This window comes from Methanosarcina baltica (assembly GCF_055394095.1).
Window position 1 is genome coordinate 184,059 of the sequence record NZ_AP042463.1, and the last position, 25,720, is coordinate 209,778.

The following is a 25,720-nucleotide window of genomic DNA, read 5'->3' on the forward strand; positions in this document are numbered from 1 at the left end:
GGAATCCCTCATGAGAACCTCAAGTTGCCTGAAAATGGCCCTGAACATCCTTTTGCACAGCAAACTCCGGAGCTGGCTTACCATCATCGGAATCGTTATCGGGGTCGGTGCGGTGGTCAGTATACTCTCCCTCGGCAATGCCATGGAAGCCCAGGTCGAAAGCCGGCTTGCCGATCTGGACCTGACGCTTATAACCATAAGCCCGGGATACACAAGAGCATCTTCCGGTATGCACGGGCCGCCCGGAGGATCCGGTGGGCCTGGAGGAGGAGGCAGCTCGGGTACCGATACCGAACTGGAAGATGATGACATTGACGCCCTGCAGGGGGTAGATGGCATAATGTACATCGCGGGCCAGATCTCGGGCAGTGAAGAGGTGGATTACACCGGGGAGACTGCAACCCTTTCAATCACGGGCGTTGATCCCCAGGTCTGGCAGTACATGACCGGCCTTGAAGTGGAGTCCGGAAGGTTGCTCGAGCCTGCGGACAAGTACGTCGCGGTTATAGGAAGCAAAGTTGCAACAGAAATTTATGACCGGGAAATCGGGGTTAACCAGGTGATAACGGTTAACGGGAAATCCGTCCGGGTTGTCGGGATCCTGGAGGAAGAAGAAGGAGGAGACGACCGGAAAGTCTTCATACCCATTGACGCTGCGGTGGACCTGATTGAGGACGCAGAAGATGATGTCTTCGACTCCATCATTGTAAAAGCCGAAAGTGAAGATGTCGTGGAAGCCCTTGCCGGGGAAATCGAAGATAAACTCATGATCTCCCGCCAGATACACCGGGAAGACGACCGGGACTTTTCCGTTAGCGCCTCAATAACCATGGCCGAATCCGTTACCGCGATGGTGGCTTCCATGACCCTCTTCCTCGGAGCGATTGCGGCTGTTTCCCTGCTTGTGGGAGCCGTGGGCATCGCAAACACGATGTTTACCTCGGTCCTGGAAAAGACAAAGGAAATCGGGACCATGAAAGCCATCGGAGCGAAAAACCGGGACATCCTGATGATTTTTATATTCAATTCCGCAATGGTGGGCTTCGTGGGAGGCATCCTCGGAGTGATACTCGGGGGCCTCAGTTCGGCCCTTTTCCCCTACCTGGGCGTGGCCATTATGAGAGGGGGAGGAGGGACGGCCAGCATTTATCTTTCCCCCAACCTGATGTTTTTCGGGCTCGGGCTCGCCGTCTTTATAGGGGTGGTCTCGGGTGCTATTCCAGCTTACAGGGCTTCGAAACTGAAACCTGTGGATGCACTGAGATATGAATGAAGCTCTCTGTATCCAATTCTCTCTTTTTTTTGGACGGGGCCGGGGGGCCCCTCCCCCGGACCTCTTTTAAGGAATGGCCCTGAAAAAAGCTGAACAGGCGGGAAAACTCCAGGCCGCATCACATTACGAGCAAGGACAACGGGACGTGGAATTGGGTACAAAAACCATCAAACCCGGCAGTTTAAATATTCTATATGAGATCGGGATATGAGGGCTAATGATCTCGAATCGTGTAATTTTTGCAAAACAAAATACTTTAGATGAGATTTAATTGAGTATTAAAGATCTTTTAAAGGCTTATTAAGCTATATTAAGCTTAAAAAAGCTTTAATTTGAAATTAAAATCGATATTTACGTTTTTTCACCTAAGTATGTTTATATTTATATGTTGACTATTTGGTTTTAGCTGCCTTTGGAACAGCAGGGAAACAGCTCTCCGGAAGTAACTCGCCGGGAAGTAAATAATATTCCTCTAAAACCTGAAGGCAGTCTTACACAAAAGGGTCCAAAACAGAAAACTCCCGGACACCACACGGGAAAAATTCTGAAGGACAAAAGACCGGAACTGTAGCACATTCCCCTCGGATGTGTCTCATTTCCGGCAAAGTAAGGCAGAAGACACCAGCAAACACCAGCAAAATACATCAACAAACACCATCAGAAGACACCAAAGATACAGGAAATTACCCACACATCCCGGAATGAGGCATCTTCCACCTCGCAGGTGCCTCATTTACGGGGGAACTGGATAAGGTATCAAAGATATCAAGGATTTCAAAATTGATTGGATTCAGATTTCAGAATTACACAAAAACTATCACAATTATCATGTTTTTAACCGGGTTCCTGCGGCACACCCGCCTGGATTGAAACCTGATCACGGGCCCTGTTTGAGGTTGAATAAAATGCAGACAAATTTTGTAAACAAGTTAAAAATGATGCTGAACCCGGCAAGCGGGGCCGAAATATCCTCTGTCGGTACACCTGGTTCATTTCCAGGCTCTGATGCAGTTTACGGGCCCGCTTTTCCTTCAGGGCGCAGTGAACCCGATGGTCCGGAAGATGAGACCGAAAACGAAGCCGAAAACAGGGAACTGCCCAAAACAGGAGTTACCGGGGCCGGGAACAATGCCCTGATCAAACTGACAGACGTCTGGAAAATCTACCGGATGGGAGAGCTCGAGTTTTCGGCCCTTAAGGGAATTGACCTTGAAATCTATGAAGGAGAATTCATGGTCATCCTCGGGCCCAGTGGGAGCGGGAAAAGTACACTCATGAACCTGCTCGGTTGCCTGGACATACCTTCTAAAGGCACGGTTTTCCTGAATTCGGAAGACATTTCCGAACTGGAAGAATCCGAACTTTCCCGAATCCGAGGACAGACGATAGGCTTCATTTTCCAGAGCTTTAACCTCATTCCTACCCTGAACACCCTCGAAAACGTCCTTTTACCTCTGGAGTTTCAGGAAGAAACTCCCTCAAAAGCCCGGGAAAGAGGAGAGTACCTGCTTGATATTGTGGGACTCTCGGACAAAGCCCGGAACCTCCCCTCCCAGCTTTCCGGCGGACAGCGGCAAAGGGTGGCAATAGCCAGATCTCTGGCCGTAAATCCTCCTATCCTCCTTGCGGACGAGCCCACCGGTAACCTGGACAGCAAGACCGGGGATTATATCCTGGGATTTTTAGATGAACTGAACCGCAAGGAAGGAAAGACGATCATCATTGTAACCCATGACCTTACCCCGATCAAGTACGCGACAAGGGTCGTGTACATACGGGACGGGGAAATCGAGAAAATCGAACACAGAGAAAAAAACAGTGAGACTGGTGAGACTTTTAAGACCAGATAATTTGAATAGAATACTTTAAAAAGATATCATCAATAAAATAATTTGAATAAAATATTTTAAAAATACTTAAAAAAATGGAGGATGTTCATGAAGAAACTTTGCATATTGATGCTTCTACTGATTTTGCCTTTGAATTCATTTACCGCTCTTGCAGCCACCACCGGGCCTGATGTATCCATCAGCCTGATCAATCAGAACCCCGACCCTGCCAGACCCGGAGAGACCATGGAGCTTACGGTCAGCGTGCAGAATACCGGAAACGAGGACCTGAAAAATATTGTTGTTGAGATTGTGCCTGAAGGGACGAGCTCAAGCCTTTATCCCTTCAGTGAAGTTTCAGGAGAGAGCCTTGAAAAAGATGTATCTTACCTGAATTCCAGAAACGATGACGACGACTCGGCCATCCTGAAATTCAAACTCAAAACCGATGCTGACGTGCCTGAAGGGACCTATAAGGTGGACATAAAGACAAGCGCTGAATACGAAGACGGCTCCAGCACAAAAACCTTCAGCAGCACCGAAACCATTGAACTCGATGTCCGGGGAATGGAATACGCCCAGATCCTGACCATCAACACAGCAAACATTGATATTGCAAAGGAAGAACCTCTGGAATTCATCATCACAAACACCGGAAACTCCCCCCTGAAAAACCTGGTCCTCTCCTGGAGTGACCATGATGGAGTAATCCTTCCGGTCCGCTCGGACAATACAAAGTACATCAAGTACCTCGAAGTCGATGAATCCGTTACCGTGGCCTACTCAATCATGGCCGACGTAAACGCGGTGCCTGGGCTTTACACTCTTGACATAAACCTGACCTTTGAGGACTACGATTCCGAATCCACCTCAATGGAGACCACCGCGGGACTTTTCGTGGGTGGAGAAACCGACTTTGACGTATCTTTCTCAGAAAGTGACATGGGCGAAATCTCCCTTTCCATAGCAAACGTGGGCAACAACGAGGCCTACTCCGTGAAAGTGTCCATCCCGGAACAGGACGGGTACAGGACAACCGGGAGTTCCTCGGAAATTGTGGGAAACCTTGAGAAAGGAGACTACACAATCACATCTTTTGATGTAATGAGCACAGGAAACACCGGAGAAGATTCAGGAGCAGACTCCGACGAAGCTTCCGAAGGAACTGCCAGAGCCGCAAGCTCCGAAAGCAGCCAGGCCCTGAAGGTCCAGATTGAATACACGGATGCTAAAGGAGAAAGGCTCTCGGTTGAAAAGGAAGTGCCGGTCCAGATGACGGCCTCAACCGGAACGGATGGAAGCACAGGCAGGTCGGGAGCAAACAATTCCGGCAGCAGTGGTACTTCATACATCAGCTACGCTCTGATAGTTGTAGTCGCGGGAGCAGGCGTGTTCCTTTACCGCAGGCAGAAACAGGGAAAAAACTCCGAAAAGAAAAACTCCGGAAACAAGGGCATCTGAAGTCCCAATCGGCTGCTCTGGAGTGCAAAAAATGAAGATAAAAAGCAGTAAATGCGGAAAAAATATCTGCGGAAAAAAGAGCGGAAAAAAGGCTGAAAACTGGAGGGACGCGCAATGAGGAGCGCAACTTACCTGAAAATGGGTCTGAACATCCTCCTGCACAGCAAACTCCGGAGCTGGCTGACCATTATAGGAATTGTTATCGGGGTGGGTTCGGTGGTCAGTATCATCGCCCTCGGTAACGCCATGGAAGATGAGGTCCAGAACCAGCTTGCCGATATGGATCTGACAAGCATATCCATTTCCCCGGGAGCGTCAAAAGCCTCTTCCGGAATGGGTGGGGGAGGACCCGGAGGAGGAGGTGGTAGCAGCTCGAGCACGGATTCCAACCTGACCGATGATGATATTGATGCAATCCAGGGCATAGATGGCATAATGTACATAGACGGCCAGATCTCGGGTAGTGAGGAAGTGGACTACACTGGAGAAACAGCAACCCTCTCAATTACAGGCGTGGATCCTCAGGTCTGGCAGTACATGACCAGCCTCGAAGCCGAGTCCGGAAGGCTGCTTGAACCTTCGGATAATTATGTCGCGGTTATAGGGAGCAAGGTCGCAACAGAAATTTACGACCAGGATATCGGGGTCAACCAGGTGATAACCGTTAACGGCAAGTCCGTCAGGGTCGTTGGAATCCTTGAGGAAGAAGGCGGAGGAGACGACAAAAAAATAATCATGCCTATTGACGCCGCGGTGAACCTGATTGAAGACGCGGAAGAAGACGTCTTTGATTCAGTTGAGGTGAAGGCCGAAAGTGAGGACATTGTAGAAACCGTTGCTGATGAAATCGAAGAAAAACTCATGGTCTCCCGTCAGATACACCAGGAAGAGGACCAGGACTTTTCCGTTACCGCCTCGATAACCATGGCCGAATCGATGACCGAGATGACGGATTCCATAACCCTTTTCCTGGGGGCAATCGCGGGCGTATCCCTTCTGGTAGGAGCCGTGGGAATCGCAAATACGATGTTTACGTCGGTCCTGGAAAAGACAAAAGAAATCGGAACCATGAAAGCCATAGGTGCAAAAAACCGGGACATCCTGATGATCTTCATCTGCAACTCCGCCATGGTTGGCCTGGTGGGGGGCATCCTTGGAGTAGCGCTTGGAGCGTGCGGTTCAACTTTGCTTCCTTTGCTGGGAGTAAGCATGACAAGAGGGGAGGCAACGAGTACAGGCCTTTCGTTTGAACTGATGGCTTCCGGGCTTGCACTCGCCGTTTTGATAGGAGTGCTTTCAGGAGCTATTCCGGCTTACAGGGCCTCGAAACTGAAGCCTGTGGATGCACTCAGGTATGAGTGAGGAAAAAACGAGTGCGGGATAAAGTATGAAAAAAATGGCAATTTTTCTCCTGGCCGTCCTCGTCCTCACAGCCTCCGGGCCTGTCTGTGGCCTGGCTGAAACTGCGGATTCTCTTACAGGACAGGCCTCCTCGGAAATCGAAGGATCTCAGAACAGCCCGGAATACTGGATAAATCCGGTTCTGTTTGGCCAGTTCTCTATCGAAGGCCGGCAGCCGGAAATGCAACGGTTCAAACTGGCGAATGTTACCGCCAACGGAAGGGAAACGGGTCAATTCCAGAACAGTGGCCAGTCCCAGAGCAACCGCTTCAACATGCCGGGGCCGGGAAGAAACGGAAACGTCGTCCGGAATACCCGACCTGCTTCGGGAAGTGAAAGAAACGAGCACGTAAACCCCTTTACACAGAGCGAAAATCCTTCCGGAAGAGAAGTTATGGACAGGGAAGATTTGAGAGAGTTCCTGGAAGAACAGACCCTCTGGACGGATGGAGAATCTCTCCAACAGTATGTCACCCCTGATGCTGAAGCTGTAGAGTCCTATCTGGAAGAAAATGGGCTTGATGATAAGTACGAGATCTATGAAGCTGCCCTTTCCTGGGTCTGGGTCTCGGACGAGACCCTCCACGACACGGATGAAAAATGGCTCACTCCGACCGAATTTCTGGAAGATACTCCGGCTTATGACACAAATCCTGCCTCCGGCCGGATAGCAGGCGATTGTGAGGAACAGGCAAACGCTCTTGCGTCCCTCCTGATCGCCTCCGGGGAATACGATGAGAGCACGGTCCGGGTGGCCGTAGGAGATGTCAATTTTGGAAGCGGAACAGGTGGGCACGCCTGGGTCGAGGTTTATGAAGCCGGGGAATGGATTTCCTTAGACGCTACAGGTGGGCCTTATTACGACGACGAAAGTTCCGAACTGTTGGCAGTGGACGCTTCCGGGGAAGAATACGGTTATTACAGTTCCGGGGAGTATCCGGCTCTTGAGGTCTGGTACTATTATAACAACCTCTACTTCACAGAGGTCGGAGAAGGGACCGGGGATGTGCCTGACTTCTGGGCTGAAAGTCCGGAAAGTTACCTCTAAAGCTCTTCTGAAAACTTCCAGAAGAATTGGATGAGGCCGCAATTCTAAGAAAGCCTTCTCTATCTCTTCCCTTTTTTCGGGCCGGGACAGGATAACGGACCTTACTCCCCCTCATATTTCTTTTTTGTATGAAACTTTAGACTTTACTTTCAAAGATGCATGTTTTTCCGTTATCAAGCGGCTTTGTTTGTGTGGGCCTAAGGAATGAATAATCCTACTGATGACGTTTTTATTGGGGTGGCAGGTAATTACCCAAGTTCAAGAAAGAAAATAATGATGCTTGCTTTGTACTCATCTCTTCCAGAATAATATTACACTTATTTGATTCTTTATCCTGGATAACTGCCAGCCTAATTTCGGACAAATTTTCAATTAGTCTTCTCATAGAAAGACCATATCTCTTTGTCTCCCAGGCTAAATATCTGTAGAAAAGTAAGCCAATTATAGACAGAAATACGTGAACTTTGATATTTTCATCTTTGTGGTGGTACACCGGTCCCACAGGGACAAGCAGGTGATCATTCAATAGCTTAAAATCATCCTCTATAGCGCCTTTATTGTTGTATGTTTGCACAATTTTTTTAGTGTGCCAACGGTGCTTATCTGTAAATAGTATATTTTTTCCTAATGAATTTTCGCGCTTATTTTTATTCTCTTCGTCAATCCAGAACTTTAACTGAGGTTTTTTCTTACCTTCAGGAGCATCAGTAATTTCATATTTCACCATACTTCTGTATTTTTTGATAATAATGTCTGCAACCTCTTTTTCTACACTGCTCCTGTTTCTTGCTTTTCCTCTGTTGCTTTCCAGTCTCCTCTGTAGGTCTTCCAGATTCTCAGTTATTTTTGACATATTTGACTCACAAGTTCTTTTTTGAAGTTTGTGAGTTCCTTCATTGAAAGTAATTACTGTTGTAAATTCTGTCCCGTAAAACTGATGCTTTGTCCGATAGCCATAAATTTTGTGGCCTTCTGAGCTTTCATATAAAAATTGATATTTAGATAATGGCACTTCAAGAAGATCATCTGCCTGATTTGCTTTTACAGCCCCTACAAAATTCATCTTTGAAGTTGCTTTTTCAATGTTGTCCTTTGAATTGTTTCCCTTATCAAAAACAAGAACAAGGTCTTCCGAACAAATATTCAATTCGGTTAGACGGTTTACTATTTTGTCAACCAGACCTGAAAATTCCTCTGAATCATGCACATTTCCTGGATATGTCTCGTGAATAAAAGGTAAGTTGTAATCATTAGCAGCCAGCGCTACAGATACCTGATTTTTGTCTTTACGATGCTTTTTGTTATACCCTTTATGAAGCAATTCACTTTTTTCATCATAATTGGTAGCATAAGTGAACCAGTTTGATTCATCCACAAACAGTACTGAAGGGGTTAGTCCTTTTTCGATGAGAACTCGGCACAAATCGTCTTCAATATTTTTCATTGTGTCGGAATCAATGTAATTCATATGATTCAAAAAATTCTGACAATTTAATTTATGAGGGAATTTCCACTTAAAAGATAAGGCCGATTTTTTGAACCATTCCCCAATACCGTTTTCACTTAAAACTCCATGAGATTTCCCCACTATATCAAGTAAAAGATACTCTCCGACACTTAAACCATCGATTGATTTTTTCATAGTGTGCTTGTTCACTATGTCAACGAATCCAAGCTCTTCATTCACATGAAGAAGTGCGGCAAGTTTGCCGTACTCAAAAGATTTCAGTTTCATGTAGGGCAATGATTCACTCTGTTTTTTCATTTCAAATATTTTTTCGGCATTGCCTAAATATATCTGAAATATAGTTTTCACTTTTCCATCAATTCTGCCAGTTTTAATAATATACCAGTATTTTTTACCGTTGATTATTTTCTGTTTTAAAAAAACCATGATATAAATTTAGGTTCTACGTATATAAAGATATTTCTTCAAAAAACAGATACAATAGGCTTTTTAAATGTAATTTAGAACTTAGGCCTTACAAATATTTTTTTTAACGGATCTTCCTTGCCACTGATTTTTGTGGCAAATCAAGGCAAAAATAGCTCTTCTTTGAAAGCTGAGTTAGAATGAAGATAGGTTTCCTTTTTTGAATAAAAACAGGGATTACGATGGATATTGGCAAAAAAGTACAGATTATCATTATTTCTATGTTCAGCCTTCTGGTCCTGGTCCTGGCAGTCGGGTCCCATGGCATCCTACTCTCGAGTTTTTCCGAATTTGAAGAGGAAAAAACAGTACAGGATACGCAGGCAATCCGGAATGTTATTGCACAGGAAAGTTTTTTCCTTGATTCAATAGCTCAGGAATGGGCCTCTCAAGAACAGTATATTCAGGAATTATCATCTCAGGAACAATATATTCAGGATTTAGCACCTCAGGAATTAGTATCTCAGGATTTAGCACCTCAGGAATTAGAACCTCAGGAACGTTTTCCTCAAGGATTTGCGTCCGGTTCTGCTGATCAGCTTTCACCTGGCGATTTTCAGCCACGGCCCGGAATGAATAAACTGGAACAATTTGGCATAAATATGATACTCTTCGTTAATAATTCCGGGGAAACTGTCTATTCAAAAACCGTGGGCCTTAACAGTGGAGAAACGGGACCTGTTCCAGAGGAAATCCTTGAAAAAATAGCCTGGGAAAAACTCCCTGTCCTGGATCCCGAGGCCAGTATGGAAGGAGTCGTGCTCCTTGAAGAAGGCCCCATGCTTATATCGGCCCAACCTGTACTGAGCAGTTCGGACAGTTCGGACAGCCTGGACAGCTCGGAAAACATTACGGTAGAAGGAACACTAATCCTTGGAAAATACCTGGACAGCATTTTTCTCGAAACTGCTGGAAACAAAACCGATCTGCCGACATACTCGTCTCTTTCTATTTGCAGGCTTGACGGGGAGATACCTCCCGATTTTGCGGAAGGGGTATCGGAAGTTCTGAGCGGAGACGGGAACGAGAACGGGAACGAGAACGGAAATGTGAATGGAAACGAGACCGACAACGAGATTGTAGTTCTTCCTCTTGGAGAAGAGAGGATAGCAGGTTACTTCGTACTGGAAGACCCTGAAGGAAACCCTGCGGTGGTGCTCAGGACAGATTATCCGAGGGATTTCTATGCTCTGGGAAATAAAGTCTTTGCTTTCATACTTGTCTTGCTCTTGTTAACAGTAACCGTTACGGGGATTGCGATTAGACATGGGCTCAATAAATTCATAGTTTCAAGGCTGGTCACCATTGACAATTTCTTAGAGGGTACACAGGGGGAAAGTGACTCCTCGAAGAAACTTGAAATTGAAGGGGAAGATGAGCTTTCCAGATTATCTTCAGGAGTTAACGAAATGCTGAAAAACGTCAACCTTTCAAAGCAGGAATTGAAAGAAAAGGAGCATGAGAAAAGGGTCATTCTCGACTCGCTTAAAGAAATAGTTGTATATCTGGACCCCGAGCTCCGGGTGGCCTGGGCCAACAGGGCCGCGCTTGAATACCTGAAAACGGAACTTGAAGACATTGTAGGAAAGGGACATGAAGATTTTTCCTGGCTTCAAAGCTATGAGGTATTGAAGGCCTGTCTCACGGAAGCCGGAGAGACAGGAGAAAACGGGGTTTCTGAGTGTATGGGTCTGGAGGAAAGTACCTGGGCAATTGAAGCAGCTCCTGTGCGGGACGAAGCAGGAGTACTTGCGGGAATGCTGCTTACAGGCATCGAGATCACGGAGGTAAGGAAACGGGAGAGGGAACTTATCAAGGCAAAACTGGAGGCTGAGCAGGCTTCCCGGGCCAAGAGCGAGTTTCTGGCCAATATGAGCCATGAACTCCGGACCCCTCTTAATTCGGTCATCGGTTTTTCAGAGGTCCTTTCCGAACAGATTTTCGGGGAGCTGAACGAAAAACAGCTCAGGTACATGGGAAACGTTTCCAGGAGTGGGAAACACCTCCTGGGCCTGATTAACGAAATCCTGGACATCTCAAAGGTCGAGACCGGAAAGCTGAAACTGGAGTGTGAGGATTTCCCTCTTCCGGCTGTATTTGAAGAAATAAAAGCCCAGATGGCCCCTCTGGTTTCAGAAAAAAATATTATTATTGAGTTCAGGATTTCCGGGGAAATTTCCCGGCTCCATGTCGATAGAAGGCGTTTTTTGCAGGTCCTCTATAACCTCCTGAGTAACGCCGTCAAATTCTCTCCCGAAAACGGGCTTATCGAGGTCGAGGTGGGCCGGAGGGGAAAGATGCTCAGGGTCGAGGTAAAGGACAGGGGAATCGGCATTTCGAAGGAAAATATGGAGAAGCTTTTCAAACCGTTCTGCCAGCTTGATTCTTTTTACTCCAAAAAGTACTCGGGAACGGGGCTTGGCCTGGCTCTGGTAAAAAAGATCGTACAGCTTCATGGAGGCTACGTCTGGGTAAAAAGTGAGGACGGGAAGGGAAGCACATTCGGTTTTTCCCTTCCCTTTTCTGAATTTTAAACATTTTCATTTTTTAAACTTTTTTAAGGGCCCTGCGGGCCATATGCAGGTAGACGGGACCTCAGAACAGCCCGGAATACTGGTTAGAAAAGTAATTCCCTTATGCTTTTGCAGATGGGACAGAGGGTGCAGTGCTACACCCTGTTAGTGTTAATCCATCAAGCAAAGAACAGTTTATATAACAAATTTACAATAGTTTGTGATTGTAATCAGGACTTTTTATCTTTCGTAGCAGAAGACCCCTTACTCTAAAACCGAAGGTTTCAGGCGGGGTAATTGACAGCATTCACGCTGGAACCAGCGTGGGTACTATAAATACATAGACAAAGTAGAAGATTGCTATAAACATCACATGCATGAAGACAAGGTCTACAAACCATGATTCGATCTTTATCCTGAATCCCTTCAAAATCCCCCTCCTTTTAATACTTTTTATATCTATCAGCAGAATACCCCTTACTCTAAAACCGAAGGTTTCAGGCAGGGGTAGTTGACCTGCCCTTCAGGTTATTGTCGGCACGATAAACACGCAGAGGAAGTACAGGAGCAACAAAAGTACAACCTGTATAAAAATCACGTCCAAATAATATGACTTGGATTTTACCTTTTGCAAATAATCCCCGTCTGTTGATTCGGATTTTATCTTTTGCAAATAATTCCCCCCATTTAAAACATTTAGTTCTTTTGAATTTCAAACATCTGAATTTCAGGTTTAGTGTTGGCAGGATAAACACGCAGAGAAAGTACAGGGATAATAAAAGAATCACCTGTCTAAAATTACATCCAAATAATAAGGTTTGGATTTTATTTTTTCAACACTTAATCCTCTTTAATGTTGAATTCTGTTTTCTCTTCAGTTTTTAATTTTATAGTTTATATCACATCAACACTTTAATTTATTTATAAAATATAGAAACCGTCTTTTTAAAATAATTTACCCCACATTATAATTTAATTTAATCTTATATCAATTTACCTATATAGTTTAGTGTCGTATTAATATAAACTTATTTTAAATGATTATATAGTTCACATGTATATGTTATTTTTTTTATATGTTATTTGCAATTTTTTTTAATAAGATATTTGCATAGTAGCAGCAAGCAAAAAACATGTGTTTACGACTTTGAAGAAGTAAATATATTCCGTCTTTAAACTGAAAAAAAGGGTAGTGTATACTGTTTTAGTGTGATGCTTATAATTCGTGATCTATCAACACTTTTAAAGATTAATGATTATAAATTTGTTTAATGTGTAGAGGGGTTTACTTCCCCAAAAGTTATAAATAATTGACTGTATCATCTAATATTAAAGAATTTTTCAAACCAGATGCATTTTCTGAAATTGCAAAATGCAGTAATTAAAGTAGTTACACAATTGAAATATAAAACCAGGTGTATGGGGCCATATCAACAAAATGGTGCTTTATACAATCCCATACTACTGTTTTTTTGTTCAACGGCGTAATTTTGACTTGTTTCAAAAACAGACTGGAGATATTCAAACGTGGAACGGAATGCCTGAAAGTTGACGGCATTCCTCCCATGACTAAAGTCACAGGCATTCTGCCTGAAAGATTGGGAAACCTGATCGAGTGGGGTCGATATATATGGGTAAAGATATGGGTACTGAGACTGAAAAGGTGTATGGGGGGGGAGCAATTTTTTTGCTGGCTGTCGGAATACTGCTAAGCACTCTCCTGTTTTATTTTATGTTTAAATATGCCGACGAAGGGAATTTATTGATGGTTATTTTACTTCCACTCCTGGCTTCAATCATTGCAATCATAATCGGCAAATCTCTTGTTGCCGGAAGCAGCGACCCGTCTAATGAATAAATGGCTAACCGAAAGATATTTTCAAAACGTTTCTTCTTTTTTTAATTCTTTAAATCCAGACTTTTTTTGAATTAATAGTGTTACAGCACTCTGTTTCTGGAGTAACGCTTATATAGATTCATGGAATGTACATCTAAAAATCCTGTATTTTTAAAGTCGAACTCATAACTATTTTTCAGGAATTGTGAATTCAGATATTTTTGGAAAGGACAGGACGAACAGGCTTCGAAAAACAGGGAAAGGAAGACACAACATCCGGAAAAGACCTTATCCTGTTCAAGCTATGGATCCTATAGAATACGAAGGAAGTTTGTATTATGTAGTGGGAACTACAAGCTACGAAAAATATGTGAGTCTTTGATATCCTGAAAAAAATCAGGCAAATCGGCAAACAGTAAGAAAGTCAAAACTGTAAAGTACGGCAAAGGGTTCTGTTGGGTCAACTCCAAAGTGCCCTGTTAAACAAAACAAAGAAAACCGGGAACCCCCCGCAGTGTTGACGCATTCCTTCTTCCACTAAAGTTAGGGGGACCCTGCTGAGGTTATCATGGAAATTCCCATTGCAGAAGAACTTGCCAAAAAACAGAAATCAATAAGTGTAGCGGAATTCTTTGAAAAGAACAGGCATATCCTGGGCTTTGATTCGGCCCCTCGCAGCCTTATAACTACAGTCAAGGAGGCCGTGGACAACGCCCTTGACGCCTGTGAGGAAGCCGGCATCCTGCCCGACCTCCTGGTCCAGATCGAAAGGACGGGCCCGGAATACCTCACGATTATAGTGGAGGACAACGGCCCCGGAGTCGTGAAAGAGCAGATCCCGAAGGTTTTTGCAAAACTTCTCTACGGCTCTCGTTTCCACGCCCTGAAACAGAGCCGGGGGCAGCAGGGGATTGGGATTTCGGCGGCCGTCCTCTACGCCCAGATGACCGCAGGCAGGCACACGAAGATCCTTTCCAGAACCGGCCCTGAGAACCCGGCCCACTACTATGAACTCATGATCAACACCGGGACCAACGAACCCGATATCCTCAAAGACGAAATAGCGGAATGGTTCAGGCCTCACGGGACCCAGATAGAACTTGAGATGAAAGCCTCTTACGTTAAGGGCAGACGCCAGTCCGTTTACGAGTACCTGAAGGCAACAGCCATCGTAAACCCCCACGCGAGGATCACCCTGATCGAACCTGACGGAAACGAGGAAATCTTTGAACGGGCGACGGATAAAATGCCCAAGCCTGCCGAGGAAATCCTGCCCCATCCTGAGGGGATCGAACTGGGCACCCTTCTGAAAATGCTGCACAATACCGAACGGCAGAGACTTGCCCCTTTTTTACGCTACTCCTTTTGCAAAATCGGGCTCTACACGGCCGATGAGCTCTGCAAGGCCGCAGGTCTTGACCCCGAAACCGACCCTCATGCCCTCTCCCGGCACGATGCCAGAAAACTCATCGAGGCCTTCCACAAGGTAAAGATCATGGCTCCTCCGACCGATTGCCTTTCCCCCATAGGAGAAGAGCTGATTCTTCGGGGACTTGAAAAGGAGGTCAGCGTTGATTTTATCGCAACGACCACCCGGAAACCGGCTGTTTATTCGGGAAGCCCTTTTGTCGTGGAGGTGGGGCTCGCCTATGGCGGAAAGCTTGCCAGGGATGATAAAATCAGCATCATGCGTTTTGCCAACCGGGTCCCTCTCCTCTACCAGCAGGGGGCCTGCGTGACAACGCATGCGGTTGAAAACATCAAATGGAAACAGTATGACCTGAACCAGCCGGGAGGGGGGCTTCCGACCGGGCCCGGAATTCTCCTGATACATGTGGCATCCACCAATGTGCCCTTTACCTCGGAGTCAAAGGACGCAATTGCGGATATCCCGATAATAAAGGACGAGGTTGAACTTGCCGTAAAAGAGGTCGCAAGGAAACTCAAGCATTACCTGAGCAAGCAGAAAAACCTCAAGAAGAGAAAGGAAAAGGAGATTATCATAAACAAAGTACTCCCGAAGATGGCCTTAAAGGTGGCCAGAATCCTTGAACGGGAAGTTCCGGACATAAACCCGGTTGTCGCAAAAATCATGGGCAACGTGCTGGTGAGCCGGAATGTGAAACTTATGGAAGACGGGAGCGGCGAGGTCGCGGTGAAGGTGAAGAATTTCGGAACTTCGGCTCAAACTTTCAAGGTCCACGACATGCACCCTTACAGGATACTGGATGCAAAGCCGGAGCCGAAGGTTGTCAGTATGGGAAAAGACTACGATTATATCTGGGAGCTTACAGCTGCCGTGGGTTCTTCAAAAGTACTTTCCTACCGGCTGGAAGCCATTTCCGCGGAGGAAATCGCAACGTTTCCGGAACTGATTGTGGAAGGCCTTGAGGAAGAAATGGTAACCGGAGCAAAGGCAATAAAGAGGGTCTTTTAATGACGGGAGATAAAAATACGGGGACAGGAGACAGAATTACGAGAATGGGAGACAGAAATACGAGAGATGAAAAAAAGGAAGCGGGAGACAGGCTTGCGAGGGAGCGTCTGCTGGAGCTTGCGGAAAAGATTTATTCCCAGTTCGAAAACGAGACCGTGCCAAACGTCAGCCTCCCGAGCCGGACTAAGGCCAACATCGAGTACTGTGACAAAAGCGATGTCTGGGTCTACGGGAACCGGGAAAGCGAACGGAGTGCAAAGACCGTAAAGGGAGCCTTTCAGCTCCTCAAAACCACCTATGCCACGGATTTCATCATAAACGAGCACCTGGCCCAGAACCGGGGCTCGACCCTCCGAGAACTTTACTATATTTCGGAAGGCTGGGACGTTGCCAAATTCAAGGAACAGGCCGAAAGCGACCGGCTTATCGAGGACCTGGAACTCCTGACCAGCCTCCAGAGGGAGTTTTTCCACATGCGGCCCGAGGAAGACGGGGCCACCATGTTCGGGCCCATTGAGATCTGCGAGCAGACCAAGCGCGGGGAGAGGACAATCCACTGCCAGAAGGACATCGGGGAAGGGGGCTACCAGATCCCCTTCAATGTGGAAAACATCGAGTTCAAAGAGCACGATGCGAGCATGATCCTGGCCATAGAAACCGGTGGGATGTACGCAAGGTTGATAGAAAACGGCTTTGATGAGGCCCATAACGCAATCCTGGTCCACCTCAAGGGCCAGCCTGCCCGGTCAACCAGAAGGATCATGAAACGCATGAACGAGGAACTCGGAATCCCGGTCGCGGTCTTTACGGACGGAGATCCCTGGTCCTACAGGATCTTTGCATCAGTTGCCTACGGGGCCATAAAAAGCGCCCACCTCTCAGAGTACATGGCAACCCCGAAGGCAAAGTTCCTGGGGCTCCAGCCCTCGGATATCGTGGAATACGAACTTTCCACGGACAAACTGACCGAACAGGACATAAGCGCTCTCAGGAGCGAACTTTCCGATCCCCGGTTCAAGTCCGCGTACTGGAAAGAGCAGATCGAACTCCAGCTCAGTATAGGGAAAAAGGCCGAACAGCAGGCCTTTGCAGGCAAAGGCCTTGATTTTGTGACCGAGGTGTATCTGCCTGATAGGCTGAGGGATGTGGGACTGATTTAATTCCCGGATTTTGTGAATCGAGTTCAGCATTCCGGATCCCGGACTCTGGAAAATCGAGTTCAATTACCGGGTACGGAATTATGGAATGTCGAAAAACGTTGCGGACTCCAGACTGGCAGGCCCCCCTTCCTTTTTCCTCTTTACAAAAATCGGCCGGGTTTGAAGTTCTGAATTTTTGTTTTCTCAGGCTCGGAGTGGAAAGTTTGGTCGTCCGGGACTACATGGTTGATGTTTTGATGTTTCAATTTACAATATGCCTTTTGCCCGTGTTTTTATGGTAGAGACGTTTGGTGTGTGTATTCAAACCACGGAAAAGCACGGAGAACGAAAAGTACGGTTGTTCTGGCGTTTTGTCCCCAATGGGTTTTGAATCGATTATATAAAGTCCCGGAATACTCACCTGTCGTCAGGCCGGTTTCCGTGTCCTTCCGTGTTTCCCGGGGTTGAAAGTCCTCTTGATAGTGATTTTGGATGAAAAACTTCAAAATTCCAAATTTTAAAGCTGAATGAGTATATTTGACTCGTTCCTAAAAATAATATAAACCGAATACAAATGAACCACCAAAATACTCTATTTTGAAGTATTTAGTAACAACTATTTTAAAATTTGCATGTTGCAAAAAATATCCACATTAAAAGTCCTGGATTTTCTCGGAATGAAACTTCTCCAATATTAATACAAAGAAGTGTATAAATTGGATGCCATCTATTGATTATTATAATATGGAGAGGAGGAGATCATGGGGTTACTGAAGCGAATGGAGACGGTTTTTAAGTCAAAGATGAACAAAATGCTCACAGGGATGGAAGACCCGCGAGAGACTCTGGATTATTCTTACGAAAAGCAACTCGAACTGCTCCAGAACGTGAAAAGAGGGGTTGTCGAGGTTACAAGTTCCAAAAGGCGCCTCCAGCTCCAGCGGGCAAAGCTTATGAAGAACATTGATAAGCTTGAAAAACAGGCAAAAGAAGCAATAGGGGCTAACCGGGAAGACCTTGCGAGGCTTGCCCTTGAGCGAAAGGCCGCCTACCAGCAGCAGGTCGAGGGAATTGACGCGGAAATCCTTGAACTTGAAAAGCAGGAAGAAAAACTCATTATTTCCGAAAAGCGCCTTTCGACCAAGGTAGAGGTATTCAGGACCCGGAAAGAGTCCATCAAGGCCCAGTACTCCGCAGCCGAGGCCCAGGTCCGGATCAATGAGTCCTTTTCCGGAATAAGTGAAGAAATGGCCGACGTGGGCCTGGCCCTTGAGAGGGCAGAGAATAAAACGGATGATATGAAAGCCCGCTCGCAGGCTCTCGACGAATTAATGGAGGCAGGCACCCTCGAGGACATCACAAGCCGGGGCCAGGACAAAGTCGAGAGGGAGTTATCCAAAATCAGCATGGAGAGCAATATCGAATCCGAACTCGCAAAACTCAGAGCTAAAGCAGGAAAGGGGGAAGGAGAATGATCATCAGGATAATGGGAGAAGGGCAGTTCCGTATACCCGGAAAGCTTTACGACGAACTGAACGGGATGGACAACCGGATCGTTAACTTTGTGGCAGAGGGTCGGGATGATGAGTTCAGGCAGGAACTTTCAAAATTGACTGCCACGATCAGGGCAAAAGGAAAACCCCTCATGCCGGAAGAACTCCTGGAGTCCGACATCATTGTCCCCCCCGAGGACCTGAGCTTTGAGGAAGCAAAGGACGTATTTACAGGGTCTGGAATTTTTGAAGATTGATGTAATAGACTGTACGTGTACTCTGTTATGGATTTTACATAATATTCTTTTTTAATTTATTTTTTAAAAGCCCTGCCTCCTCCGTTGGCCTTTGAGAGCCCGTTTTTTCTGAGAGCTTAAACTCAAAAACCCCACATCTGATGTAATTTTTATTGATTTTTAACTCAGCTTTCAAAGAAGAGCTATTTTTGCCTTGATTTGCCACAAAAATCAGTGGCAAGGAAGATCCGTTAAAAAAAATATTTGTAAGGCCTAAGTTCTAAATTACATTTAAAAAGCCTATTGTATCTGTTTTTTGAAGAAATATCTTTATATACGTAGAACCTAAATTTATATCATGGTTTTTTTAAAACAGAAAATAATCAACGGTAAAAAATACTGGTATATTATTAAAACTGGCAGAATTGATGGAAAAGTGAAAACTATATTTCAGATATATTTAGGCAATGCCGAAAAAATATTTGAAATGAAAAAACAGAGTGAATCATTGCCCTACATGAAACTGAAATCTTTTGAGTACGGCAAACTTGCCGCACTTCTTCATGTGAATGAAGAGCTTGGATTCGTTGACATAGTGAACAAGCACACTATGAAAAAATCAATCGATGGTTTAAGTGTCGGAGAGTATCTTTTACTTGATATAGTGGGGAAATCTCATGGAGTTTTAAGTGAAAACGGTATTGGGGAATGGTTCAAAAAATCGGCCTTATCTTTTAAGTGGAAATTCCCTCATAAATTAAATTGTCAGAATTTTTTGAATCATATGAATTACATTGATTCCGACACAATGAAAAATATTGAAGACGATTTGTGCCGAGTTCTCATCGAAAAAGGACTAACCCCTTCAGTACTGTTTGTGGATGAATCAAACTGGTTCACTTATGCTACCAATTATGATGAAAAAAGTGAATTGCTTCATAAAGGGTATAACAAAAAGCATCGTAAAGACAAAAATCAGGTATCTGTAGCGCTGGCTGCTAATGATTACAACTTACCTTTTATTCACGAGACATATCCAGGAAATGTGCATGATTCAGAGGAATTTTCAGGTCTGGTTGACAAAATAGTAAACCGTCTAACCGAATTGAATATTTGTTCGGAAGACCTTGTTCTTGTTTTTGATAAGGGAAACAATTCAAAGGACAACATTGAAAAAGCAACTTCAAAGATGAATTTTGTAGGGGCTGTAAAAGCAAATCAGGCAGATGATCTTCTTGAAGTGCCATTATCTAAATATCAATTTTTATATGAAAGCTCAGAAGGCCACAAAATTTATGGCTATCGGACAAAGCATCAGTTTTACGGGACAGAATTTACAACAGTAATTACTTTCAATGAAGGAACTCACAAACTTCAAAAAAGAACTTGTGAGTCAAATATGTCAAAAATAACTGAGAATCTGGAAGACCTACAGAGGAGACTGGAAAGCAACAGAGGAAAAGCAAGAAACAGGAGCAGTGTAGAAAAAGAGGTTGCAGACATTATTATCAAAAAATACAGAAGTATGGTGAAATATGAAATTACTGATGCTCCTGAAGGTAAGAAAAAACCTCAGTTAAAGTTCTGGATTGACGAAGAGAATAAAAATAAGCGCGAAAATTCATTAGGAAAAAATATACTATTTACAGATAAGCACCGTTGGCACACTAAAAAAATTGTGCAAACATACAACAATAAAGGCGCTATAGAGGATGATTTTAAGCTATTGAATGATCACCTGCTTGTCCCTGTGGGACCGGTGTACCACCACAAAGATGAAAATATCAAAGTTCACGTATTTCTGTCTATAATTGGCTTACTTTTCTACAGATATTTAGCCTGGGAGACAAAGAGATATGGTCTTTCTATGAGAAGACTAATTGAAAATTTGTCCGAAATTAGGCTGGCAGTTATCCAGGATAAAGAATCAAATAAGTGTAATATTATTCTGGAAGAGATGAGTACAAAGCAAGCATCATTATTTTCTTTCTTGAACTTGGGTAATTACCTGCCACCCCAATAAAAACGTCATCAGTAGGATTATTCATTCCTTAGGCCCACACAAACAAAGCCGCTTGATAACGGAAAAACATGCATCTTTGAAAGTAAAGTTTAAGCCAGGTCCGGAATACTCAGAGCAAATCAAATCAAATCATAAAAGTTTAAAAAAAAGATTAAATCAGAAACAATAATTCATAATGCATATATACTGAAGAATAAAAAGTAAAAGTGTTGAGCGGATAAAGGGAGTCACCCACCAATCCCCTCTTAAATAATTATATGTCCCCCGGAACCGGTTAATACTCGTTCCAGAATAACTCCCCGGAAAACCACTCAACACCTCTTCTTTTTTTTCGTTCAAAGGTCCATTATACGATAAATTTTTTCCATGTCAAGATGTTGCTTTACAATTTCCGCCAGTTCCTCATAGGCCTCGTCCTCAGATACACTTTCTTCAGCTTCGTATTCGAGGCCCTTTTTCTCATAGAGGTATTTCATCAGAGCGTTTCTTATATTCGCGTTTTCGAAAAGCCCGTGCAGGTAGGTCCCGATAACGAGCCCTTCTTCGTCAATGGCCCCGTCGTCTCCGAAGACCGGAAGCTTCGAGTCCGTTTCTCCCATGTGGATTTCATAGCCTTTGATCTCTTCGCCGTCGATTGGGGCAAGGATCGGGCCGTGGGCGTTGACGGTCTTTGTGACCTGCACCGTTTTCTTTTCGTACTCCCCGAACCTGGTCCTGATGTCCAGGAGCCCGAGACCCTCAAACTCGGCTTCCACTCCGCCTTCTATGCCGGAATCGTAGATGGTTTTTCCGAGCATCTGGTACCCGCCACAGATCCCGAAGATAGGGATTTTGTGCTTGAAAGAGGCGATTTTTTCAGCCATGCCGCTGGCTTTCAGGTCATTCAGGTCATCGATTGTGTTTTTCGTGCCCGGAATTATGATAACGTCCGGGTTTCCAAGCTCCTCGTCAAGGTCCACGTAGCGTACATAGGCCAGGTTTTCCAGGGGCTCGAAGTCCGTAAAGTTCGAAATCCTGGGGACTTTGATAACCACAATCTCGATTTCTTTACCTTCCCGGCTTGTGGGCTTGTCCCCAAGAGAGACCGAATCTTCGGAGGGGATATTTATTTTGAAGTAAGGGACCACCCCGAGCACGGGAATTCCGGTCCTTTCCTCAAGTTCCCTGAGCCCTGGCTCCAGGATTTTCTCATCTCCCCTGAACTTGTTGATGATAAAACCTTTCACATTTTTACGGACATCTGCGGGCAGGAGCTCAACGGTCCCGTAAAGGCTTGCAAAGACCCCTCCTCTCTCAATGTCCCCGACAATGATGATGGGGGCCCCGGTAAGCCTCGCGGTCCCTATATTAACGATATCCCTCTCATAGAGGTTGATCTCGGCAGCTCCCCCGGCTCCCTCCATGACAACGACTTCATATTCTTCTTCTAATTTCTGGAAAGCTTTCAGAACAATCCCGTGCATCTCCTCAATGGAGTCGTAGTACTGCCCTGCACTTTTGTCCGCATAAGGCTCTCCAAGTACGATTACCTGGGAAACACGGTCTCCTTTGGGTTTAAGGAGAACGGGGTTCATCTCAACCGTAGGCTCAACCCCCGCGGCCTTTGCCTGGATTGCCTGAGCAATTCCGATTTCCTTCCCGTCTTTTGTAATCCAGGAATTCAGGCTCATGTTCTGAGCCTTGAAAGGAGCGACCCGGTACTTTTTAGAGAGAAGTCGGCAAAGGGCGGTTACTATTGAACTCTTTCCGGCATGTGACGATGTTCCCAGAATCAAGATACGTTTTGTGTCCATTTTATCACGATTCCTCAGGCAGGATGCCTGCGACTTTAGTCGTGGGAGGAATACCGTATACTTTCAGGCATTCCGTTCCACGTTTGGATTTCTCCACTCTGCTCTGGAAAAGAATTTCCGTAGCAGGTAACGCAATTTTTGAAACTGTCTCCCTTCACCAATGTTGGTTATGCTTGTCATGTGTAGCACACCGCCCCTACCTCTCAGGACTTTTAATACTACACGATAAAGCTACAAACTGAGGAATCATTTGTAGGTATCATGACAGATCCAACGTAGTCAATTAAGACTCAGGCTGGTCAACCAGGGCACATTACATGCCCGTCACTTTAGTGGCGGGTAGTTGACCCTTTGATGAAAGTTAACCTGAATTTGATTGTAACTTATTGATCAAAACTGAATTGAAAGTACAGCTCAAATAATCGGAATCATATATGAGTTAAATCAATAAAACTTGTTTTAATTTAATAATTACAACCTTATAGTTCAACTAAGGGATAAATACTTTATCTCAGACAGCAGGTTTCTTTGCTTTTTCCCTTCCCGAGTTTCGCTTCCCGAGTTTCGCTTCGGGATCACAGGAAATCGAAGATTTCCTGGGAGTTGCGATGCAATCGCAACAGCACGAGGTCCTTTTCGGGAGCTACGCTCCCTCAAGAGGACTAAACAACACCAGAGTAACCTTAAATATCGTCTTCCTGCATTCATTTTCCGTGTTCTTCTGTGTTTTTCCGTGGTTAAAAAGAGTCCTGACAGAAAATCCGGCAGGTCAACGAAACCACCGGAAACCCGACCAGATCATTTTTTCAGGTTCATCCTGTACTCCTTCCAGAACTTTCTCCCCTCTTCACAGCGCCGGTTCACACAGGACTCCACAGCGTCCATTTCCTGCTCCTTCACTCTGAACAGTTTCCAGCCGCAGCTCTTGCAGGTCCGGTCGAGAAGGGTCAGCCTCCCGGTCTTCGGGACGGAATGTGTGTACCCGCAACGCTTCGTGCAGCCCAGGAAACGTTTGTCTTTGAGGTTGATCAGAAACATGCTTCCTTCACAGCGTGGACAGGGGCCCACGATTTCCGGGGGGTAGCATTCCTTTTCAAGCTCGCAGGCAAAACAGGGCCCAACCCCAACCGCCCAGTGGTACTTATTTCCCACCTTCAAAACCGCGACCCCGGCTTTCTTGCAGGTCTTCGAACGCAGGACGGAAAGGGCCCCGGTTTTGGGGAGGGGATAGGAATTTGTGCAGTCCGGGTACCAGGTGCAGCCCACGAATCTGCCTTTTTCGGTCTGGAAGATCCTGAGCACATGTCCGCATTCGGGACAAGTCCCGATGTAGTTTTTCTTATCTTCCATTGCGGCCTCGTCCCGAATCGTGCCTGCAATGCTTGAGACAAGCTCTTTTTTACCCGCTTCAAGCTGGGCATACATCTCCCGGATGAGGGTCGTTCCCTCTTCAATGGCTGCCTCAAACTCCTTTTTACCGTCCTCCACCTGCTGGACCAGGGCTTCGACCTTTGCCCGGATATCGGGCCTGACCAGGATGGGAACGGACCGGGAAAGCCCGTCCATCAGGGTAAAGCCCGTATCAAGGATGGAAACGGACTTGCCCTTTGTCTCGAAATAGCCGCGTTTTTTGTTCGTCTCGATGTGAGCGGGAGCAGTTGCTTTGGTCCCTATCCCGTGTTTGTCCATGAGGGTCAAAAGCTCGGCTTCGGTAAGCTTCTTCGGGGGGCTTGTCTTTGATTTCGTGTTCTTGATTTTCTTCACGTCAATTTCCTGCCCCTCTTCCACATAGGGCAGGAGTTTTTCCTTTTTGTTTTCGAAGGGGTATACCTCAAGCCAGCCCTCTTCTTTTTGGACCGAACCCGCACTGTTGAAAGGCTCTTCCTTTATGAGGAGTAACAGGTGGGTTTTTTCAAAAATAGCATCAGGCATCAGGTTTGCCAAAAAGTGCCGGGCGATCAGGTCGTAGACCTCAGAGGCGTGCTGGATTCCTACGGCGGAGCTTATCTCGGCCCTTGACGCGGCCCGGATAGGATGAATCGGGGGGTGGTCATGCCCATCTTTGGTCCCGTTTTTCGGTTTGATCGGTTTTGCAAGGATCTTTTCGGCAAAGGGTCTGTACTCCTTTTGCCCGAAAAACCCCTTCAAAATTGTTTTGAAATCAAAATCGTCCTCGTATTTGTTCGTCTCGGTCCTGGGATAGCTCGTAAACCCCGCAAGGTAAAGCTGTTCCGCAACTTCCAGGGCCGCCTCCGGACTGACCCCCAGGAATTTAGAGGCCCGCTTCAGAAACTCGGTTGTGTTTAAGGGGTTTGAGGGGCTGGTTTTTGCGGCCTTTACCGACTTTTTGGAAACGAGGGCCTTCTTTGCCCCTTTCACCTTCTTGAAGATTTCCTCGGCTTTTTCCTTTTCCCGGATGTTTCCTGCCCGGTGCGTGCCCTCAAAATTCGCGGCTTCGGCGGTTCCGGGAGCAAAGAGGGCTGTAATCTTCCAGAAGTCCTTTTCCTGGAAGTTCCGGATAATCTTTTCCCGCTCGTAAACGAAACCGCAGGTGGGGGTCTGGCAGGGCCCGATGGAAAGCACCCCCTTCGTCTGGGCCCGTTCCTGAACGGCCAGGGTCACAAAACGGGTAAAAGAAGCCCCCATCTTCAGGTCCAGAATCTGCCGGGCTTCCGCGGCCATGGCCATATTATAGTCAGGGTCCAGCAGGTTTTCAAAGGCCTTTTTGACTTCCGAGGGAGATAGAGAGGAAAAACGGGCTCTGTAGACCGGGACATTCACAACCTCTTCGGCCAGGGTCTTTGCCTCAAAACCGATGTTTTCCCCTTCCCGGTCGTAGTCGCAGGCAAGGATAATGCGGTCCGCTCGCTTTGCAAGCGCCTTTATAGCGCTTGCGTATTCCTCTCTTGTCACCAGTTTTTCGGGGTAGACCTCAAGGAGTGCGCCGGGGTTGACTTCCCGCCATTTGTTGTACTCGGCAGGAAAATCGTAGTTCATAATGTGCCCGGAAAGCCCCATAATGACCCACTCGTCCCCTTTCCACCGAAACTCGTACGCAGGCAACCCGTGGATTGAAAGCTTTTCGACCTGTCCCTCCCCCAGGATCTTCGAGATCTGGGCTGCTGCCTTGTTTTTTTCTGCGAATGCGACAGTTGTCATAATGAATACCCCGAAATTTTCGATTGTAGATAAAGACCTGCACTGTTTATAAAAGAGTTCCCTGATTCGGCTGACTCCGGATTGGGAAAAACGTTCTAATATTCCTGCTCATTAATACACCAGCCGATTTAGAGCAGGACGTTAT

General features: G+C 45.9%; 18 protein-coding genes. 13 read left to right on the forward strand and 5 right to left on the reverse strand.

Translation table 11 applies throughout. From position 1 onward, the window contains the following. The first annotated feature begins 10 nt into the window (after positions 1-10). The 5 genes from ACZ5QV_RS01080 to ACZ5QV_RS01100 all read left to right on the forward strand — a co-directional run bounded on the left by ACZ5QV_RS01080 (position 11) and on the right by ACZ5QV_RS01100 (position 7,012). The gene (locus ACZ5QV_RS01080) at positions 11-1,273 is read left to right on the forward strand and encodes an ABC transporter permease (protein WP_464600836.1); all 1,263 of its coding nucleotides are present in this window, start codon (positions 11-13) and stop codon (positions 1,271-1,273) included. Positions 1,274-2,178: 905 nt separating this feature from the next. After that, a complete protein-coding gene (locus ACZ5QV_RS01085; RefSeq protein WP_464600837.1) occupies positions 2,179-3,123 on the forward strand; it encodes an ABC transporter ATP-binding protein in 945 nt (314 codons plus the stop codon). An 87-nt stretch (positions 3,124-3,210) separates the two neighbouring features. Further along, positions 3,211-4,563, forward strand: a complete 1,353-nt coding sequence (locus tag ACZ5QV_RS01090; RefSeq protein ID WP_464600838.1) for a COG1361 S-layer family protein — start codon at positions 3,211-3,213, stop codon at positions 4,561-4,563. A gap of 114 nt (positions 4,564-4,677) precedes the next feature. Then, positions 4,678-5,925, forward strand: a complete 1,248-nt coding sequence (locus ACZ5QV_RS01095; protein ID WP_464600839.1) for an ABC transporter permease — start codon at positions 4,678-4,680, stop codon at positions 5,923-5,925. Between the two features lie 25 nt (positions 5,926-5,950). Next, entirely contained in the window at positions 5,951-7,012 is a 1,062-nt protein-coding gene (locus ACZ5QV_RS01100) for a transglutaminase-like domain-containing protein (RefSeq protein WP_464600840.1), read from the forward strand. A 229-nt stretch (positions 7,013-7,241) separates the two neighbouring features. On the opposite strand, the gene ACZ5QV_RS01105 is transcribed toward ACZ5QV_RS01100, so the two are convergent. Together ACZ5QV_RS01105 and ACZ5QV_RS01110 are read right to left on the reverse strand one after the other, a co-directional pair. Next, on the reverse strand, positions 7,242-8,906 hold the full coding sequence (locus tag ACZ5QV_RS01105) for an IS1634 family transposase (protein ID WP_464599431.1): 1,665 nt from the start codon (positions 8,904-8,906) through the stop codon (positions 7,242-7,244). Between the two features lie 375 nt (positions 8,907-9,281). Continuing rightward, a complete protein-coding gene (locus tag ACZ5QV_RS01110) occupies positions 9,282-9,491 on the reverse strand; it encodes a hypothetical protein (RefSeq protein WP_464600841.1) in 210 nt (69 codons plus the stop codon). A gap of 26 nt (positions 9,492-9,517) precedes the next feature. Between ACZ5QV_RS01110 and ACZ5QV_RS01115 the strand changes: the two genes are divergently transcribed. The 7 genes from ACZ5QV_RS01115 (at position 9,518) to pspAA (ending at position 18,621) form a co-directional block, all read left to right on the forward strand. After that, the gene (locus tag ACZ5QV_RS01115) at positions 9,518-11,479 is read left to right on the forward strand and encodes a sensor histidine kinase (protein WP_464600842.1); all 1,962 of its coding nucleotides are present in this window, start codon (positions 9,518-9,520) and stop codon (positions 11,477-11,479) included. Between the two features lie 1,609 nt (positions 11,480-13,088). Beyond that, the gene (locus ACZ5QV_RS01120; RefSeq protein WP_464600843.1) at positions 13,089-13,316 is read left to right on the forward strand and encodes a hypothetical protein; all 228 of its coding nucleotides are present in this window, start codon (positions 13,089-13,091) and stop codon (positions 13,314-13,316) included. A 184-nt stretch (positions 13,317-13,500) separates the two neighbouring features. Continuing rightward, positions 13,501-13,677, forward strand: coding sequence for a hypothetical protein (locus ACZ5QV_RS01125; RefSeq protein WP_464600844.1), 177 nt, complete (start codon positions 13,501-13,503; stop codon positions 13,675-13,677). 186 nt (positions 13,678-13,863) lie between these two features. Beyond that, complete coding sequence (locus tag ACZ5QV_RS01130; protein ID WP_464600845.1) at positions 13,864-15,732, forward strand: DNA topoisomerase VI subunit B; 1,869 nt, start codon at positions 13,864-13,866, stop codon at positions 15,730-15,732. Between the two features lie 44 nt (positions 15,733-15,776). Beyond that, positions 15,777-16,892, forward strand: coding sequence for a DNA topoisomerase IV subunit A (locus ACZ5QV_RS01135; RefSeq protein ID WP_464602137.1), 1,116 nt, complete (start codon positions 15,777-15,779; stop codon positions 16,890-16,892). A 740-nt stretch (positions 16,893-17,632) separates the two neighbouring features. Beyond that, positions 17,633-18,346 (forward strand): PspA/IM30 family protein, encoded by a 714-nt coding sequence (locus ACZ5QV_RS01140; RefSeq protein WP_464600846.1) that lies wholly within the window; start codon positions 17,633-17,635, stop codon positions 18,344-18,346. Beyond that, entirely contained in the window at positions 18,343-18,621 is a 279-nt protein-coding gene (pspAA, locus tag ACZ5QV_RS01145; protein WP_464600847.1) for a PspA-associated protein PspAA, read from the forward strand. The genes ACZ5QV_RS01140 and pspAA overlap by 4 nt, the downstream gene beginning before the upstream one ends. A gap of 34 nt (positions 18,622-18,655) precedes the next feature. Here pspAA and ACZ5QV_RS01150 read toward each other — a convergent pair whose 3' ends face one another. Then, positions 18,656-18,826, reverse strand: a complete 171-nt coding sequence (locus tag ACZ5QV_RS01150) for a hypothetical protein (RefSeq protein WP_464600848.1) — start codon at positions 18,824-18,826, stop codon at positions 18,656-18,658. A gap of 132 nt (positions 18,827-18,958) precedes the next feature. Here ACZ5QV_RS01150 and ACZ5QV_RS01155 point away from each other — a divergent pair, with 132 nt between their 5' ends. Next, positions 18,959-20,623: an IS1634 family transposase gene (locus tag ACZ5QV_RS01155; RefSeq protein WP_464599431.1), complete on the forward strand. Its 1,665-nt coding sequence runs from the start codon at positions 18,959-18,961 to the stop codon at positions 20,621-20,623. A gap of 335 nt (positions 20,624-20,958) precedes the next feature. On the opposite strand, the gene ACZ5QV_RS01160 is transcribed toward ACZ5QV_RS01155, so the two are convergent. After that, a complete protein-coding gene (locus ACZ5QV_RS01160; protein ID WP_464600849.1) occupies positions 20,959-22,416 on the reverse strand; it encodes a cobyric acid synthase in 1,458 nt (485 codons plus the stop codon). Between the two features lie 798 nt (positions 22,417-23,214). Beyond that, entirely contained in the window at positions 23,215-25,575 is a 2,361-nt protein-coding gene (locus ACZ5QV_RS01165) for a DNA topoisomerase I (protein ID WP_464600850.1), read from the reverse strand. Positions 25,576-25,720 lie beyond the last annotated feature (145 nt).